This window comes from Rhodosalinus sediminis (assembly GCF_003385555.1).
GTDB classification, from domain to species: Bacteria; Pseudomonadota; Alphaproteobacteria; order Rhodobacterales; family Rhodobacteraceae; genus Rhodosalinus; species Rhodosalinus sediminis.
On the sequence record NZ_QOHR01000002.1, the window covers coordinates 130,818 to 145,424 of the forward strand.

The window sequence follows — 14,607 nt, forward strand, 5'->3', positions numbered from 1 at the left end:
AATGCCCGACGATCCCTTCCCCGGCCTGACCGGGCTGCCCCGCCTGCGCGCCATCATGGCCCGCCTCCGCGATCCCGAGACGGGGTGCCCCTGGGACATCGAACAGGATTTCGCGTCCATCGCGCCCTACACCATCGAGGAGGCCCACGAGGTCGCCGACGCCATCGCGCGCGAGGCCTGGGACGAGCTCGAGGGCGAGCTCGGCGATCTGCTGCTGCAGGTGGTCTATCATGCGCAGATGGCCGAGGAGGCCGGGCATTTCGATTTCGACCGCGTGGCGCAACGGATCGCCGACAAGATGGTGGCGCGCCACCCGCATGTCTTCGGCGACGAGAGCCGCGACAAGAGCGCCGCGCAGCAGACCCGCGACTGGGAGGCGGTGAAGGCCGCCGAGCGCGCCGCGCGGGCCGAGACCGGCGTGCTCGACGGCGTGGCGCTCGGCCTGCCAGCGCTGACGCGGGCCGTGAAGCTGCAGACGCGCGCGGCGCGGGTGGGCTTCGACTGGCCCGAGGCGGGCGACGTGCTGGAAAAGATCGCCGAGGAGGCGCGCGAGCTCACCGAGGCCCGCGACCGGCTGGGTGTGGCCGAGATCGCGGAGGAGTTCGGCGACCTGATGTTCGTCATGGCCAATCTCGCGCGCCATCTCGGCGTCGATCCGGAGGCGGCTCTACGCAGCGCCAACGCCAAGTTCATGCGGCGCTTCAACGCGGTAGAGGCCGCGCTTGATGCAAGGGGCAAAACCCCGCAGGACTCCGACCTCGCCGAGATGGACGCCCTCTGGGAGGCGGCGAAGCGCGCGGAGCGCGGCGGGTGATTGCGCCGCGCCCCCGCTTCTGCCACCTCTGACGGGCCGCAGCACAGGACCGCCATGCCGCCCCGCAGGATCATCATCGACACCGACCCGGGTCAGGACGACGCCGTGGCGATCCTGCTCGCGCTTGCGAGCCCCGAGGAGATCGAGGTTCTGGGGATCACGGCCGTGGCCGGCAACGTGCCCCTCACGCTCACCGCGCGCAACGCGCGGATCGTCTGCGAGCTCGCCGGGCGGCCGGATATCCGCGTCTTCGCGGGCTGCGACCGCCCGCTCGCCCGCCCGCTGGTTACCGCAGAGCATGTGCACGGCCGCACCGGCCTCGACGGGCCGGAACTGCCCGAGCCGCGCATGGCGCTCGAAGAGGCGCACGCCGTCGATTTCATCGTCGAGACGCTGCGGCGCGAGGCGCCCGGCACGGTGACGCTCTGCCCGCTCGGGCCGCTGACGAACATCGCCACCGCCTTCCGCCGCGCGCCCGACATCGCGGAACGCGTGGCCGGGATCGTGCTGATGGGGGGCGCCTACTTCGAGGTCGGCAACGTCACGCCGGCGGCGGAGTTCAACATTCACGTCGACCCCGAAGCCGCTGATATCGTTTTCCGATCCGGCGCGCCGATCACGGTGGTGCCGCTCGACGTGACGCACAGGGCGCTGGTGACGCCGGCGCGCAACGCGGCCTTCCGCGCGCTCGGCACGCCGGTGGGCCTCGCCGTGGCGCAGATGACGGAATTCTTCGAACGCTTCGACAAGGAGAAATACGGCGCCGAGGGCGCGCCGCTGCACGACCCCTGCGTGATCGCCTATCTGCTCCGGCCCGCGCTCTTCGCCGGGCGCCACGTCAACGTCGAGATCGAGACCACCTCGGAGCTCACCCTCGGCATGACGGTGGCCGACTGGTGGGGCGTCACCGACCGGGCGCCCAACGCGACCTTCCTCGGCGCGGTGGACGCGGAGGGGGTCTTCACCCTTCTGACCGAGCGGCTGGGGCGGCTGTGAGCGCGGCGCTGCACCTCGCCCGCCCCGAGGACCTGGAGCGGCTCCTGCCCATGGTCGCGGCGATGCATGGCGAACAGGGCACGGCGCAGGACGAGGAGGGCCGCCGCGCGGCGCTCGCGCCGCTTCTCGAGGGCTCGCCGCACGGCGCGGTCTACCTGATCGGGCCGCGCGGCGCGCCGATCGGCTATCTCGTGGTGACCTTCGGCTGGTCGGTCGCCTACGGCGGGCTCGACGCGGTGATCGACGAGATCTACGTGCGCCGCGCGGTGCGCGGGCGCGGCATCGCCGCCGACGCCCTCGACGCGCTCGCCCGCGCGCTGCGCGACGCGGGCCTCGTCGCGCTTCATCTGGAGGTCGACCGCGACAACGAGGCCGCGCAGCGCCTCTATGCCCGCGCCCGCTTCGCACCGCGCGAGGGCGCGCTGCCCATGACCCGCCTGCTCTGAAGCGCCGACGCGGTTTGCAAACCGCGTCGCGCCGCGGCCGCGGCGCCTGTATGGGGTGGCCGCTCAGAGGCTGCCGACGACGATCACCATGGCGATCGAGTAGAGCATCAGCCCGCCGATCACGATCCAGAGCGCCTTGTTCCGCGCGAGGCTGGCCTTCGTCAGCTCCTTGGCCTGATACACGAGGTCCGGCCACGTGTAGGAGACGAAATCGCCCTGCGTGAAGACGGCCTTGATCCGGCCCGTCTCGTCCACGACCGGCAGGCGGCGGAAGCGCTCGTTCGACATGATGCGCAGCCAGTCGAGCATGTCGTCGGTCTCGCGCGCGACGCGGATCTCGCGGGTCATCACCTCGCCGAGCGTCGTCGTCGCCGCGTCGCGGCCGGCGTTGACGATCCGGCGCATCACGTCGCGCTCGGTCACCACGCCGATCACCACGCCGTCGGCCTCGGTCACCACGACCGAGCCGTAGCCCCGGTCGCTCATCGCCGCCACGGCCTCGGCGACGGTGGCCTCGGCGCCGAAGGTCAGCGGCGCGGGCTTGCTCGCGTATTCGGGGCGGTCGCGGAGCTGCATCCGCGCGTGGTCGCTCGCCGTCATCGGGATCTCCTCTGTCGTGTCTTGATTAAAGAGAAGCCTAGCGCGCATGACGCGAGAGCAAGCCGCGCGGACGGGCACGGGCGGACTGGCACGGGCGGGCGGCGGAGCCTACCTTGGGGCCATGACCGTGGCCATTCCCTTCGACAACACCTTCGCTGCGCTGCCCGAGCGGCTTTTCACGCGGGTCGCGCCCACGCCGGTGCGCGAACCGGAGCTCCTCGCCTTCAACCATGCGCTCGCCCGCGAGCTCGGCATCGCGGCCGACACGGACGAGGCCACGCTGGCGCGAGTCTTCGCCGGCAACGAGGTGCCCGAGGGCGCTGCGCCGCTCGCGCAGCTCTACGCCGGCCATCAGTTCGGGCAGTTCAACCCGCAGCTCGGCGACGGGCGCGCGCATCTTCTGGGCGAAGTGGTGGACCGGCATGGCCGGCGCCGCGACATCCAGCTCAAGGGCGCGGGGCGCACGCCCTATTCGCGCATGGGCGACGGGCGCGCCTGGCTGGGGCCGGTGCTGCGCGAATACGTCGTCTCGGAGGCGATGCACGCGCTCGGCATCCCCACCACCCGCGCGCTCGCCGCCGTCGCCACGGGCGAGCCGGTCGTGCGCGAAACGGTCCTGCCCGGCGCGGTGCTGACACGCGTCGCGGCGAGCCACATCCGCGTCGGCACCTTCCAGGTGCTCGCCGCCCGCGGCGACACCGAGGGGCTCCGCGCGCTCTGCGAGCATACCATCGCGCGCCACTACCCGCAGGCGGACGGGCCGCAGGCGCTGCTCGACGCGGTGATCGCAGCGCAGGCGCGGCTCGTGGCGCAGTGGATGAGCGTGGGCTTCATCCACGGGGTGATGAACACCGACAACTGCGCGCTTTCGGGCGAGACGATCGACTACGGCCCCTGCGCCTTCGTCGACGACTACCATCCCGAGACGGTGTTCTCCTCGATCGACCGCATGGGGCGCTACGCCTACGCCAACCAGCCCGACATCGCGGTCTGGAACATGGCGCAGCTCGCCACGGCGCTGGTTCCGCTCATGCCCGACCGCGACGCGGCGGTGGAGGCCTTCACGCAGTCGGTCCACGCCATGCCGGAGATGATCCGCGCCGAATGGCTTTCCCGCTTCCGCGCGAAGCTCGGCCTCACCGCGGAGGACGCGGGCGACGCGGGCCTGATCTCGGAGCTGCTCGACATGATGGCGGCGCAGGGCGCGGATTTCACCAACACCTTCCGCGGGCTGGCCGAGGGCACCGCGCGGCGCGAATTCACCGACCCGGCGCCCTTCGACGCGTGGGAGGAGCGATGGCGCGCGCGCCTCGCCGCCGAGGCGAGCGACCCGGAGGCGCGCATGCGCGCCGCGAACCCGGCGGTGATCCCGCGCAACCACCAGATCGAGCACATGATCGAGGCCGCCGTCGGCGGCGACCTCGGCCCGTTCCGGCAGCTCATGGCGGCGCTTGCGACGCCCTACGAGACGCCCGGGGAGCCCACGCTCGCCGCGCCGCCGCGGCCGGAGGAGCGGGTCGCGGCGACCTTCTGCGGCACCTGAGCCGCCTCGCGGGGCGCGGGCGATCCGGCGCGGCGGCGTGCCGGGGGAGGTCGCGCCCGGGAAAACCGAGCCAGTGGGGGCTTCGCGCCCCCACACCCCCGCGGGATATTTTCGCCAAGAAGAAGGGATCGCGGCGGCGCCCGGCCGTGCAGAGTGGCGCCGGGGGTCCGCCCAGTCGCCCCTGCGTTCGCCGGAGGGCAGGACGCCGGGCCCTCGGTGGACGCGCGGCGCCTAGTCCTTGGCGCGCACCCGCTGGAGGAGCGGCATCAGGTCGGCCATCTCGGGGCCGCGCGCGCGGCCCGTCAGCGCCTTGCGCAGCGGCATGAAGAGCGCCTTGCCCTTGCGCCCGGTCCGCGCCTTCACGGCGGCGGTCCATTCGGCCCAGGTGTCGGGGCCGTAGCGCGGATCGGGCAGGAGCGCCATCGCCTCGGCGACGAAGTCGGCGTCCTCCGGCGCGATCTCGGGCTGGGCGCCGTCGCGGAAGAGCGCCCACCAGTCGGCGAGATCCGCGCGCGTTTCGATGTTCTCGCGCACCACGCGCCAGAAGCGCTCGGCCAGATCGTCCGGCACGCCGAGGGCGGCGATCTCGTCCGCCACCGCCTCGAAGGGGAGCGCGTGCAGGTGGCGCGCGGTGAGCGGCGCGAGGTCCGCCTCGTCGAACTTGGTGGGCGCGGCGCCGAACTTGGAGAGATCGAACGCCGCGGCGAGCGCGTCCGGGTCGCTCTCGAGCTCGACCGGGTCGGAGGTGCCGAGCCGCGCCATCAGGCTGACGAGGGCCGCGGGCTCCACGCCGCGCGCGCGCAGGTCGCGCAAGCTGAGCGTGCCGAGCCGCTTCGAGAGCGCCTCGCCCTGCGGGCCGGTCAGCAGCGAGTGATGCGCGAAGCGCGGGGCCGTGCCGCCCAGCGCCGCGATGATCTGGATCTGCGTCGCGGTGTTGGTCACGTGGTCGGCGCCGCGCACGACGTCGGTGATCCCCATCTCGGTGTCGTCCACCACCGAGGCGAGCGTGTAGAGCACCTGTCCGTCGGCGCGGATCAGCACCGGGTCGGAGACCGAGGCGGCATCGATCGACTGCGGCCCGAGGATGCCGTCCTCCCACTCGATGCGCGCGTGATCGAGCCGGAAGCGCCAGTGCCCCGCGCCGCGCTCGGCGCGCAGGCGGGCCTTCTCCTCGTCCGGGAGCGCGAGCGCGGCGCGGTCGTAGACCGGCGGGCGCCCCATGGCGAGCTGCTTGCGCCGCTTGAGCTCGAGCTCCTCGGGCGTCTCGAAGCACTCGTAGAGCCGCCCCGCGGCGCGCAGGCGGTCGGCGGCCGCGGCGTAGCGGTCGAGGCGCGCCGACTGCCGCTCCATCCGGTCCCAGGTCAGGCCGAGCCACGCGAGGTCCTCCTCGATCGCGGCGACGTAGCCCTCCTGGGAGCGCTCCGGATCGGTGTCGTCGATGCGCAGGATGAAGGTGCCGCCCGCCTTGCGCGCGACGAGGTAGTTCATCAGCGCCGTGCGCAGGTTTCCGACATGCAGGTAACCCGTGGGCGACGGGGCGAAGCGGGTGGTGGTCATCGGCGTCTCCTGTCGGGCGTGTCCCCTGTCACAAGCCCCCGGCCTTGTCCAGCGCGGGCGGTCGCCCTGCGGGGCTTCACAAAGGCTGTGCGGACCCGCACAAGGGGATCGGGCGCGACCCCGCTACTCTCTCGCCCGACACCGACAGAGGAGGAGACCCATGACCGACGCCAGGATCACCCGCCGCCAGGCGCTCGCCGGCGCCGCCGCGCTGCCGCTCGCCGCGGCCGCCACCGGCCCGGCCCGCGCCAGCGCGCCGATGATGGGGCCGGATTTCCCGACCCACGCCCGCTTCCGCCTCGGCGGCTTCGAGGTCACGACGCTGCTCGCCGGCACGCGGATGGTGCCCAACCCGCAGGAGATCTTCGGGCTGAACGTCTCCGAGGAGACCTTCGCCGAGGCCTCGGCCGCCGCGATGATCCCCGCCGACACCAGCCGCTTCTTCTTCACGCCGACGGTGGTGAACACGGGCGCGGCGCTCATCCTCTTCGACACCGGCCTCGCCCCGGCGGCGACCGTCGCCGCGCTCGAGGCGGCGGGCTACACCGCCGATCAGGTGAGCCACGTCGCGCTCACCCACATGCACGGCGACCACATCGGCGGGCTCATGGAGGACGGCGCCGAGACCTTCGCCGGCGCGCGCTACCTCACCGGCGCGGCGGAGTTCGACGCCTGGGACTTCTCCGGCGACGAGACCTTCGAGGCGAAGGTCCGCCCGCTCTCCGACGCGGGCAAGCTCGAGTTCCTCGAGGACGGCGACGCCGTGACCCCGGGCGTGACCGCCATGGCCGCCTTCGGGCACACGCCCGGCCACATGGCCTTCATGCTGGAAAGCGAGGGGCGCCAGCTTCTCCTCGGCGCGGATTTCGCCAACCACTACGTCTGGTCGCTCGCCAACCCCGACTGGGAGGTGCTCTTCGACCGCGACAAGGAGCAGGCCGCGGCGACCCGCCGGCGCCTCCTCGGCATGCTCGCCGCCGACGAGGTGCCCTTTGTGGGCTACCACATGCCCTTCCCGGGCCTTGGCTTCGTCGAGACCGCGGGCGACGGCTTCCGCTACGTGCCGCACAGCTACCAGCTGACGATGGAGTGACCCGCCGCCCGGGCCGGCCACCGCCGGCCCGCCCCGCGCCACGGCCCCGGCCGCGCGCGGGGCCGACGGCACGGATCGCACCTCCGCCGGCGGCGGCGCCCCGGCCCCATCATCTTGGCCAAAATACTCCGGGGGGAGTCGCGCCGACAGGCGCGACGGGGGGCAGCGCCCCCCTCAAGCCCCGGCGGCTACATCCCGAGCCGGTCGCGCAGGAAGGCCAGCGCCACGCTCAGCCCGTCGGGCGCGATGCCGTGGGCGGTGCCCTTCATGACGTGGGCGTAGACCTCTTTCCAGCCCGCCTCCTGCAGCGCCTCGGCCGCCTCCGGCAGCGACTGCGGCGGCACCACGTCGTCCTGGTCGCCGTGCACCAGCAGGACCGGCGGGCGCACCTGCAGCTCGTCGGCGAGAAGCTCGGGGTTCAACAGCCGCCCCGAGAAGCCGACCACCCCGGCCACCGCGTCCTCGCGGCGCGGCGCGACGTGGAGCGCCATCATCGTGCCCTGGCTGAAGCCGAAGAGCGCCACCTGCTCGGGCAGCACGTCCTCGTCCACCATCACCCCATCGAGGAAGGCCTGCAGATCGTCCACCGCCGCGCGCATCCCCTGTTCCGCCGCCTCCTCCGAAGAGCCGTCGATCCAGGGGATCGGGAACCACTGGAAGCCCATGGGCGAGGCCGCGCAGGTCTCGGGCGCGTCGGGCGCGACGAAAAGCGTGTCGGGCAGATGCTCGCCCAGCGGCTCCGCGAGGCCCAGCAGGTCCTGCCCGTTCGCCCCGTAGCCGTGCAGGAAGATCACCACCGAGCGGGTGGACCCCGATCGCGGCTCCACCCGGCCTGCCTGCAACGCGCGCGTCATGCCACGCCCTCCCGCTCCGTTTCCACGCGGTAGTAGGCCCAGAGCGCGCGCGCCGCAACCGCGCGCCACGGCGACCAGGCCTCGGCCATGTCGCGCAGCGCCTTCGGCCGCGGCCGCGCGGGCAGGTCGAAGAGCCGCCGCGTCGCCTCCTGCAGCGCGAGGTCGCCCGGCGCGAAGACGTCCGCGCGCCCGAGCGAGAACATCGCGTAGATCTCCGCCGTCCAGACGCCGATGCCGGGCACGGCGGTGAGGGTGCGCACGACCTCGTCGGTCGGCGCGGCGCGCAGCGCGGCGTAGTCGATCCCGGCGGCGGCGAGCGCGCGGGCGTAGCGGATCTTCTGCCGCGAGAGCCCGGCGGCGCGCATCTCCTCGTCGGCCGCCGCGAGGATCGCCTCGGGCGCGGTCAGCCCCGCCGCCTCCAGCCGGCCCTGGATGGTGCGGGCGGCGGCGACGCTCACCTGCTGGCTCACGATGGCGGCGAGGAGTTGGTCGAAACCGTCGGGCCGGCGGCGGAGCGGCAGCGGCCCCGTCAGCTCGATCGCCCGCGCGAAGCGCGCCTCGGCCCGCGCGAGCCAGGCCGCCCCTTCGGCCACGCAGGCCTCCGTCTCGATGATCCGCTCGCCGATACGCTCGCCCATGCGCGCCACCCTAACGGCGCGGCGGGCCGAGGGCCACCGCCCGACACATCGCGCGCCCCGCATGTGACTGCTTGCCCCGGCCGGGCGCAGGGGCTACCCCTCGCCCATGACCGACGCCGCCGCCCCTGCCCCGTCCACCGACGCCCGCGCGAAGCGCAACGTCGCCGTGCTCGTCGCCGCGCAGGCGCTGCTCGGCGCGCAGATGCCGATGATCTTCACCGTCGGCGGGCTGGCCGGACAGTCGCTCGCGCCCAACGCCTGTTTCGCGACGCTGCCGATCTCGCTGATCGTGCTCGGCTCGATGCTCTCGGCGACGCCGCTCTCGGCCGCGATGCAGCGCTGGGGGCGGCGCACCGGCTTCTTCATCGGCGCGACCGGCGGCGCGGCGGGCGGCATCGTGGGGGCGATCGGGCTCTTTCTCGGCTCCTTCCCCGTGTTCCTCGCCGGGAGCCTGCTGACGGGGCTCTACATGTCGGCGCACAACTTCTACCGCTTCGCGGCCGCCGACACCGCCTCCGACGCCTTCCGGCCGAAGGCGATCTCCTACGTCATGGCGGGCGGACTGCTCGCGGCGATCGTCGGGCCGCAGCTGGTGAAGGTGACGAGCGACGCCTTCGTGATCCCCTTCCTCGGCACCTATCTCGCGGTGATCGCGGTGAACGTCGTGGGCTCGCTCCTCTTCCTCGGGCTCGACATCCCGCGCCCGCCGCGCCCCTCGGCCGACGCGCCCAAGGGCCGCTCGCGGCGCGAGCTCATCACCACGCCCGCCATCGCGGTCGCCGTGATCTGCGCGACGGTCTCCTACGCGCTGATGAACCTCGTGATGACCTCGACGCCGCTCGCCGTGGTGGGCTGCGGCTTCGACGCGGGCAACGCCGCCGACGTGGTCACGGCGCATGTGCTCGCCATGTATGTGCCGAGCTTCTTCACCGGGCACCTGATCGCGCGCTTCGGCACGCAGACCATCGTGGCCACCGGCCTCGCCATCCTCGCCGCGGCGGGCGGCGTGGCGCTCATGGGAGTGGAGCTCGAGCATTTCTTCGTCGCGCTCGTGCTCCTCGGCATCGGGTGGAACTTCGGCTTCATCGGCGCGACGACGATGCTCGCCGGGCAGCACGACCCGCACGAGCGCGGGCGGATGCAGGGCCTCAACGACCTGATCGTCTTCGGCGGCGTGACCTTCGCCTCGCTCTCCTCGGGCGGGCTGATGAACTGCACCGGCGGCACCGCCGAGACCGGCTGGACCGCGGTCAACCTCGCCATGGCGCCCTTCCTCGCGCTCGCGGGCGGCGCGCTGATCTGGCTCTGGCTGCGCCCGCAGGCGCGGCCGGTCTGACGCCCCCGCGCGGCCCGGCCGCGACGGCGCACGGCGCCGGCGCTGCTCCGGCTGTTGCGGCGCCGCGCTCAGCCGAGCTCGAAGGTGGTAATCCCGAAGGTACGCGCGAGATCCTGCGCGGGCGGCGGGCCGCGCCACATGCGCGCCGTCTCGAACTCCGGCACCAGCCCGCGCGCCTCGGCCAGCGCCATGGCGGCGGCGTTGGGCTCCGGCACGTCGAGGCTGAGCCGCGCGCCACCGGCCGCCGTGGCGAGCCCGTCGAGCAGGGCCTCGGCGGCGGCGCGGTCCGCGGCGAAGAGCGGGCCCACCTTGCAGCCCTCAACGCAGGCGCGCAGCACGCCGATCCCGGCGAGCGCGCCGTCGCGCAGGAGTACGCGGGCCTGCCGCGACGGGTCGCCCGTCAGCCAGTCGGCGAAGAAGGCGCGCCGGTCGAAGCCCGTCACCGCCCGGTCGAGCGCGCAGGCCGCCTCGAGATGGGCGGGCGCGAGCGGCAGGGTCGCGTCCGGCCCCTCCGGCGTGACGACGCCGGAGAACCGCAGGTTCCGGTGCCCGAGCGCGAAGCCGGAGCGCGCGTAGTTCGCCTGTTGCGCGAGCACGCCGTCGAGCCCGGTGGTCGCCGGCGCGAGTCGGGCCATGCCCGCCTCCCAGAGCGCGTAGCCGAGGCCCCGCCCGCGGTGCTCCGGCGCGCAGATGTAGAGCCCGAGAAAGGCGGTCGCGTCGCCGAAGCGCACGATGGAGAGGCTCGCAGCGGGCGCGCCCGCGACCTCGGCGATCAGGAAGCCCTCGGGGTCGGCGGCGTGAAAGGCCGCCGCGTCGGCGACGCCCGGGTTCCAGCCCTCCGCCTCGGCCCAGGCGAGGACGCGGGCCAGATCCGCCGCGCTCATGGTGCGGATCGCGGGCGTCACGGCGCGGCCTTCGCCCGCGGCGGGGCATAGGCCCCGCGCTTCGAGGTGCGCAGCCCCGCCCCCGCGAGCGCGCCGGCCAGCGCGAGACCGGCGGAGATCCCCTCGATCACGGGGCAGCCGAACTCCTCGGACAGATCGGCGGCGAGCGTCGCCATGCCCGCGCAGCCGAGCACGATGGCCTCCGCGCCGTCATCGGTCAGCGCGGCGGCGGTCTCGCGCCGGATTGCGGCGAGCGCCTCCGGCGTCCCGACGTCGATGTCGAGCACAGGCACGCCGGCGGCGCGGAGCCCCGCGCAGCGCGCCGCGAGCCCGTAGCGCGCGAGGTTGCCGCGCAGCACCGGCAGCGCCTCGGGCACCGAGGTGACCACGGCGAAGCGGTCGGCCACCAGCGTCGCGCAATGCGCCGCCGCCTCGCCGATGCCGACGACCGGCGCGCGGGCGAGGCAGCGCGCGGCGTCGAGCCCGGTGTCGTCGAAGCAGGCGATCACATGGGCGTCGGGCGCGTCGGCGCCACGGGCCTCCGCCGCCTCGATGCGCTCCAGCATCCAGGGCACCGCGCGCGCCCCGTCCACCGGCCCCTCGATCGAGAGCGGCCCGCCGGCCGCGCCGGTGGTGGTCACCCGCGCGCCCGCGGGCGCCGCGGCCTCGGCGGCGCGGGCGATGCCCTCGGTCATCGCGGCGCTCGCGTTCGGGTTGACGACGTGGATGTGCATCAGCCGCGCTGCCTCCGCCGCTGCAGGAGCGTGGCGACGGTGAAGGTGACGAGCACGAGGAGGATCGAACTTCCGGTCGTCGCCGTGCCGAGGGCGTAGATCTCCGGGTCGGTGACCGTCGTCGTCTTGGCGGCGAGCTGCATCGGCAGGGTGTTGTCCGCGCCCATCACCTGGCTCGAGCGGGCGAGCTCGTCCCAGCTCAGCGTGAAGCCGAAGACGGCGACGCCGATCAGGAAGGGCGCGATCATCGGCAGCGTCACGTGGCGGAAGGTCTGCCACGGCGTCGCGCCGAGGTCGCGCGCCGCCTCCTCGTACGCCGGGTCGAAGCGGTTGAAGACCGCGAACATGATCAGGAGCCCGAAGGGCAGCGTCCAGGTCAGATGCGCGCCGAGCCCGGAAGTGAAGGGGCCGAGCGCCGAGACGAAATCGCGCTGAATCCACTCGATGCCCCAGGCCGCGCCGAGCGCCTTGATCCCCTCGTCGATCAGCCGGAACTCGAGCGCGATGCCGAGCGAGACGACGATGGAGGGCACGATCAGGCTCGCGATGGCGACGTAGAGCAGGAGCGTCGCCCCCCGGAAACCGCGCCGGAAGGCGAGCCCGGCGAGCACCGAGAAGGTGACCGTGAGCACCATCACCACCAGCGCGAGCCGGAAGGACCGCCGGAGCGCCGGGCCGATCTCGACCTGCCCACCGCCCTCGCGGAGCTTCTCGAACCAGTGCAGCGAGACGCCGTTCATCGGGAACACCAGCCCGCCCTCCGGCCCCTGGAAGGAGAGCACGAGGATCGAGATCATCGGCCCGTAGAGAAAGAGCAGGAACAGGGCGAAGACGCACGAGAGCACGTAGAAGGAACGCGGGCGGGTCTCTTTCACGTCAGAGCTCCTTGCGGATGTCGACCAGTTTCAGCAGCGCCCAGACCCCGGCGAGCACGGCGAGGAGCAGGATCACCGCGTTCGCCGCGGCGAGCGGGAACTGCAGGAACTGCATCTGCGTCTGGATGACCTTGCCCACGCTCGCGATCTGCTGCCCGCCCATGATGCCGATGGTCAGGAAATCGCCCAGCACCACCGTCGTCACGAAGATCGAGCCGATCAGCATGCCGGGCCGCGCGAGCGGGATGATGACCGAGACCAGCGTCTGCAGGTCGCTCGCGCCCGCGTCGCGCGCCGCCTCGATCAGCGAGCGGTCGATGCGCATCAGCGAGTTGAAGATCGGCACCACCATGAAGAGCGTGTAGAGATGCGTCAGCGCGAGGACGACCGCGAAATCGGAATAGAGCAGCCCCTCGAGCGGCGTGTCGATCACGCCCATCGAGATCAGCGTCTGGTTGATCAGCCCGTTGCGCCCCAGAAGCGGGATCCACGAGATCATGCGGATGACGATCGAGGTCCAGAAGGGGATCGTGCAGAGCAGGAAGAAGATCACCTGCACCTTCAGCGTGCGCACGTGGAAGGCGAGGAAATAGGCGATCGTGAAGCCGAGCGTCAGCGTGCAGGCCCAGACGATCACGCCGAATTTCAGCGTCGAGAGATAGGTGACGAAGGTCGTGCAGAGATCGGGCAGGTCGGCGAGGCAGCCGCGGAAGACGTCGCCGTAGTTCTGCGCGGTGAAAGCCGGCTCGATCGAGTATTGCGTGTACTGCCAGAAGCTGACGACGATCGTCGCCGCGAGCGGCAGCAGGAAGAACACCAGAAAGACGAGCGCCATGGGCGCCGCCTGCAGGTAGGGCGCGGCGCCGTGCCCCTCGCGCCGCGAGGCGCGCCGGGGGCGGGCGGAGACCCGGTTTCCCCGGGTCTCCGCGATGGTGTCGGCCGCGTCGCTCACGCCGCGATGAACTCGTTCCACTTGCGGACCATGTACTGGTTCTCGTCCATGACCGCGTTCCAGCAGGCGACCGAGCCCATGCGCTCGACGTAGGAGCCGCCGTCGCGCACCGCGCCGGCCTCTTCGAGCAGGCGCCCGTCGGGGGCGTAGATGTCCTCGGCGGCCGCCTCGCCCTCGTACCAGTAGGCCCACTCGTAGGGCTCCATGTACTGCTGTGCGGTCTCGAGGACGGCCGGGTAGTAGCCCTGCTTCGAGAGATGCGCGCCGGCCCAGCCCGAGAGGAACCAGTTGATGAACTCGTAGGCCGCGTCCTCCTTGCGCCCGTCGATGGTGCGCGGCAGACCGAAGCCCGAGGCCCAGGCGCGGTAGCCTTCCGCGAGCGGCTGGTAGATGCAGGGGATGCCCTGCGTGCGCACCGCCGTCACCGCGGGCGACCACATCGACTGGATCACCACCTCGCCCGAGGCCATCAGGTTCACGCTTTCCTGGAAGTTCGACCAGAAGGCGCGGAACTGCCCGGCGCGCTTGGCCTCGATCAGCTTCTCGATGGTGAAGTCGATCTCCTCGCGGGTCATGTTCCCCTTGTCTCCATAGGTGATGTCGCCGCGCGCCTCGAGCGCCATGGCGGCGTCCATGATGCCGATGGAGGGGATGTTCAGGATCGCCGACTTGCCCGCGAAATCCGGGTCGAGCAGCGAGGCCCAGCTCGTGATGTCCTTGTCGATCAGGTCGGGCCGGATGCCGAGGGTGTCGGCGTTGTAGGTGGTCGGGATCAGCGTGATCCAGTCGGTGGGCGCGCCCGCGAAGGAGGTTCCCATCTGATCCTCGAGATAGAGCACCTCGTGCGGGGCGGTCCCGTCCCAGCCCACGGCCTCGCCCTCGACGGTGCCCGAGGCGATGACGCTCGCCAGGTCGCCGATGCGGTCGATGCGGTTGGCGTCCATCCCCTTCATGTTGCCCGAGGGCACGAGGTTGGGCAGCGCGAAGTACTCGGTGTCCACGAGGTCGAAGGAGTTCGGCTGCGTGATCACCCGGCGCGCCACCTCGTCGGTGTTCACCGCGATGTACTCGATGTTGATGCCGAGCTCTTCGGAGGCCTTCGCGGCGATCGCCGGCGACTGGTTCACCGCCGTCGAGAGATAGCGCAGCGTCACCGGGTCCTGCGCGTGCACGAAGGGCGCGGGGAAGGCGGCGGCGCCGGCCATCGCGGCGCCCCCCTTGAGCACGGCGCGGCGGCTGGGGCCGGGGCGTCCTGTCGGTCTGGTCATGGTCTCTCTCCTGTTGG

General features: G+C 72.6%; 15 protein-coding genes. 6 read left to right on the forward strand and 9 right to left on the reverse strand.

Translation table 11 applies throughout. From position 1 onward, the window contains the following. Position 1 precedes the first annotated feature (1 nt). The 3 genes from mazG to DRV84_RS02515 are packed head-to-tail and all read left to right on the forward strand — an operon-like array spanning position 2 to position 2,256. Entirely contained in the window at positions 2–814 is an 813-nt protein-coding gene (gene mazG, locus DRV84_RS02505; protein WP_115978285.1) for a nucleoside triphosphate pyrophosphohydrolase, read from the forward strand. Positions 815–868: 54 nt separating this feature from the next. Next, the gene (locus DRV84_RS02510; protein WP_115978286.1) at positions 869–1,810 is read left to right on the forward strand and encodes a nucleoside hydrolase; all 942 of its coding nucleotides are present in this window, start codon (positions 869–871) and stop codon (positions 1,808–1,810) included. Further along, the gene (locus DRV84_RS02515; protein ID WP_115978287.1) at positions 1,807–2,256 is read left to right on the forward strand and encodes a GNAT family N-acetyltransferase; all 450 of its coding nucleotides are present in this window, start codon (positions 1,807–1,809) and stop codon (positions 2,254–2,256) included. The genes DRV84_RS02510 and DRV84_RS02515 overlap by 4 nt, the downstream gene beginning before the upstream one ends. 63 nt (positions 2,257–2,319) lie before the next feature. Here DRV84_RS02515 and DRV84_RS02520 read toward each other — a convergent pair whose 3' ends face one another. Continuing rightward, entirely contained in the window at positions 2,320–2,856 is a 537-nt protein-coding gene (locus DRV84_RS02520; RefSeq protein ID WP_115978288.1) for a CBS domain-containing protein, read from the reverse strand. Between the two features lie 121 nt (positions 2,857–2,977). On the opposite strand from DRV84_RS02520, the gene DRV84_RS02525 reads away from it, so the two are divergent. After that, complete coding sequence (locus DRV84_RS02525; protein WP_115978289.1) at positions 2,978–4,399, forward strand: protein adenylyltransferase SelO; 1,422 nt, start codon at positions 2,978–2,980, stop codon at positions 4,397–4,399. Between the two features lie 231 nt (positions 4,400–4,630). Here DRV84_RS02525 and gltX read toward each other — a convergent pair whose 3' ends face one another. After that, positions 4,631–5,956, reverse strand: a complete 1,326-nt coding sequence (gene gltX / locus DRV84_RS02530; RefSeq protein WP_115978290.1) for a glutamate--tRNA ligase — start codon at positions 5,954–5,956, stop codon at positions 4,631–4,633. A gap of 160 nt (positions 5,957–6,116) precedes the next feature. Here gltX and DRV84_RS02535 point away from each other — a divergent pair, with 160 nt between their 5' ends. After that, a complete protein-coding gene (locus tag DRV84_RS02535) occupies positions 6,117–7,049 on the forward strand; it encodes an MBL fold metallo-hydrolase (RefSeq protein ID WP_115978291.1) in 933 nt (310 codons plus the stop codon). Between the two features lie 188 nt (positions 7,050–7,237). Here the strand turns inward: DRV84_RS02535 and DRV84_RS02540 are convergent, their stop codons facing one another. After that, entirely contained in the window at positions 7,238–7,903 is a 666-nt protein-coding gene (locus tag DRV84_RS02540) for an alpha/beta hydrolase (protein ID WP_115978292.1), read from the reverse strand. Then, the gene (locus tag DRV84_RS02545; RefSeq protein WP_115978293.1) at positions 7,900–8,541 is read right to left on the reverse strand and encodes a DNA-3-methyladenine glycosylase family protein; all 642 of its coding nucleotides are present in this window, start codon (positions 8,539–8,541) and stop codon (positions 7,900–7,902) included. The genes DRV84_RS02540 and DRV84_RS02545 overlap by 4 nt, the downstream gene beginning before the upstream one ends. 106 nt (positions 8,542–8,647) lie before the next feature. Between DRV84_RS02545 and DRV84_RS02550 the strand changes: the two genes are divergently transcribed. Next, the gene (locus DRV84_RS02550; protein WP_115978294.1) at positions 8,648–9,877 is read left to right on the forward strand and encodes an MFS transporter; all 1,230 of its coding nucleotides are present in this window, start codon (positions 8,648–8,650) and stop codon (positions 9,875–9,877) included. Between the two features lie 68 nt (positions 9,878–9,945). Here the strand turns inward: DRV84_RS02550 and DRV84_RS02555 are convergent, their stop codons facing one another. The 5 genes from DRV84_RS02555 to DRV84_RS02575 are packed head-to-tail and all read right to left on the reverse strand — an operon-like array spanning position 9,946 to position 14,590. After that, complete coding sequence (locus DRV84_RS02555) at positions 9,946–10,761, reverse strand: GNAT family N-acetyltransferase (protein ID WP_115978474.1); 816 nt, start codon at positions 10,759–10,761, stop codon at positions 9,946–9,948. A gap of 17 nt (positions 10,762–10,778) precedes the next feature. Beyond that, the gene (locus DRV84_RS02560) at positions 10,779–11,495 is read right to left on the reverse strand and encodes an aspartate/glutamate racemase family protein (protein ID WP_115978295.1); all 717 of its coding nucleotides are present in this window, start codon (positions 11,493–11,495) and stop codon (positions 10,779–10,781) included. Beyond that, positions 11,495–12,370 (reverse strand): ABC transporter permease, encoded by an 876-nt coding sequence (locus DRV84_RS02565; protein ID WP_115978296.1) that lies wholly within the window; start codon positions 12,368–12,370, stop codon positions 11,495–11,497. Before DRV84_RS02565 ends, DRV84_RS02560 begins: the two co-directional genes overlap by 1 nt. 1 nt (position 12,371) lies before the next feature. Continuing rightward, the gene (locus DRV84_RS02570; protein WP_239994966.1) at positions 12,372–13,322 is read right to left on the reverse strand and encodes an ABC transporter permease; all 951 of its coding nucleotides are present in this window, start codon (positions 13,320–13,322) and stop codon (positions 12,372–12,374) included. Continuing rightward, complete coding sequence (locus DRV84_RS02575) at positions 13,319–14,590, reverse strand: ABC transporter substrate-binding protein (protein WP_115978297.1); 1,272 nt, start codon at positions 14,588–14,590, stop codon at positions 13,319–13,321. The genes DRV84_RS02570 and DRV84_RS02575 overlap by 4 nt, the downstream gene beginning before the upstream one ends. Positions 14,591–14,607 lie beyond the last annotated feature (17 nt).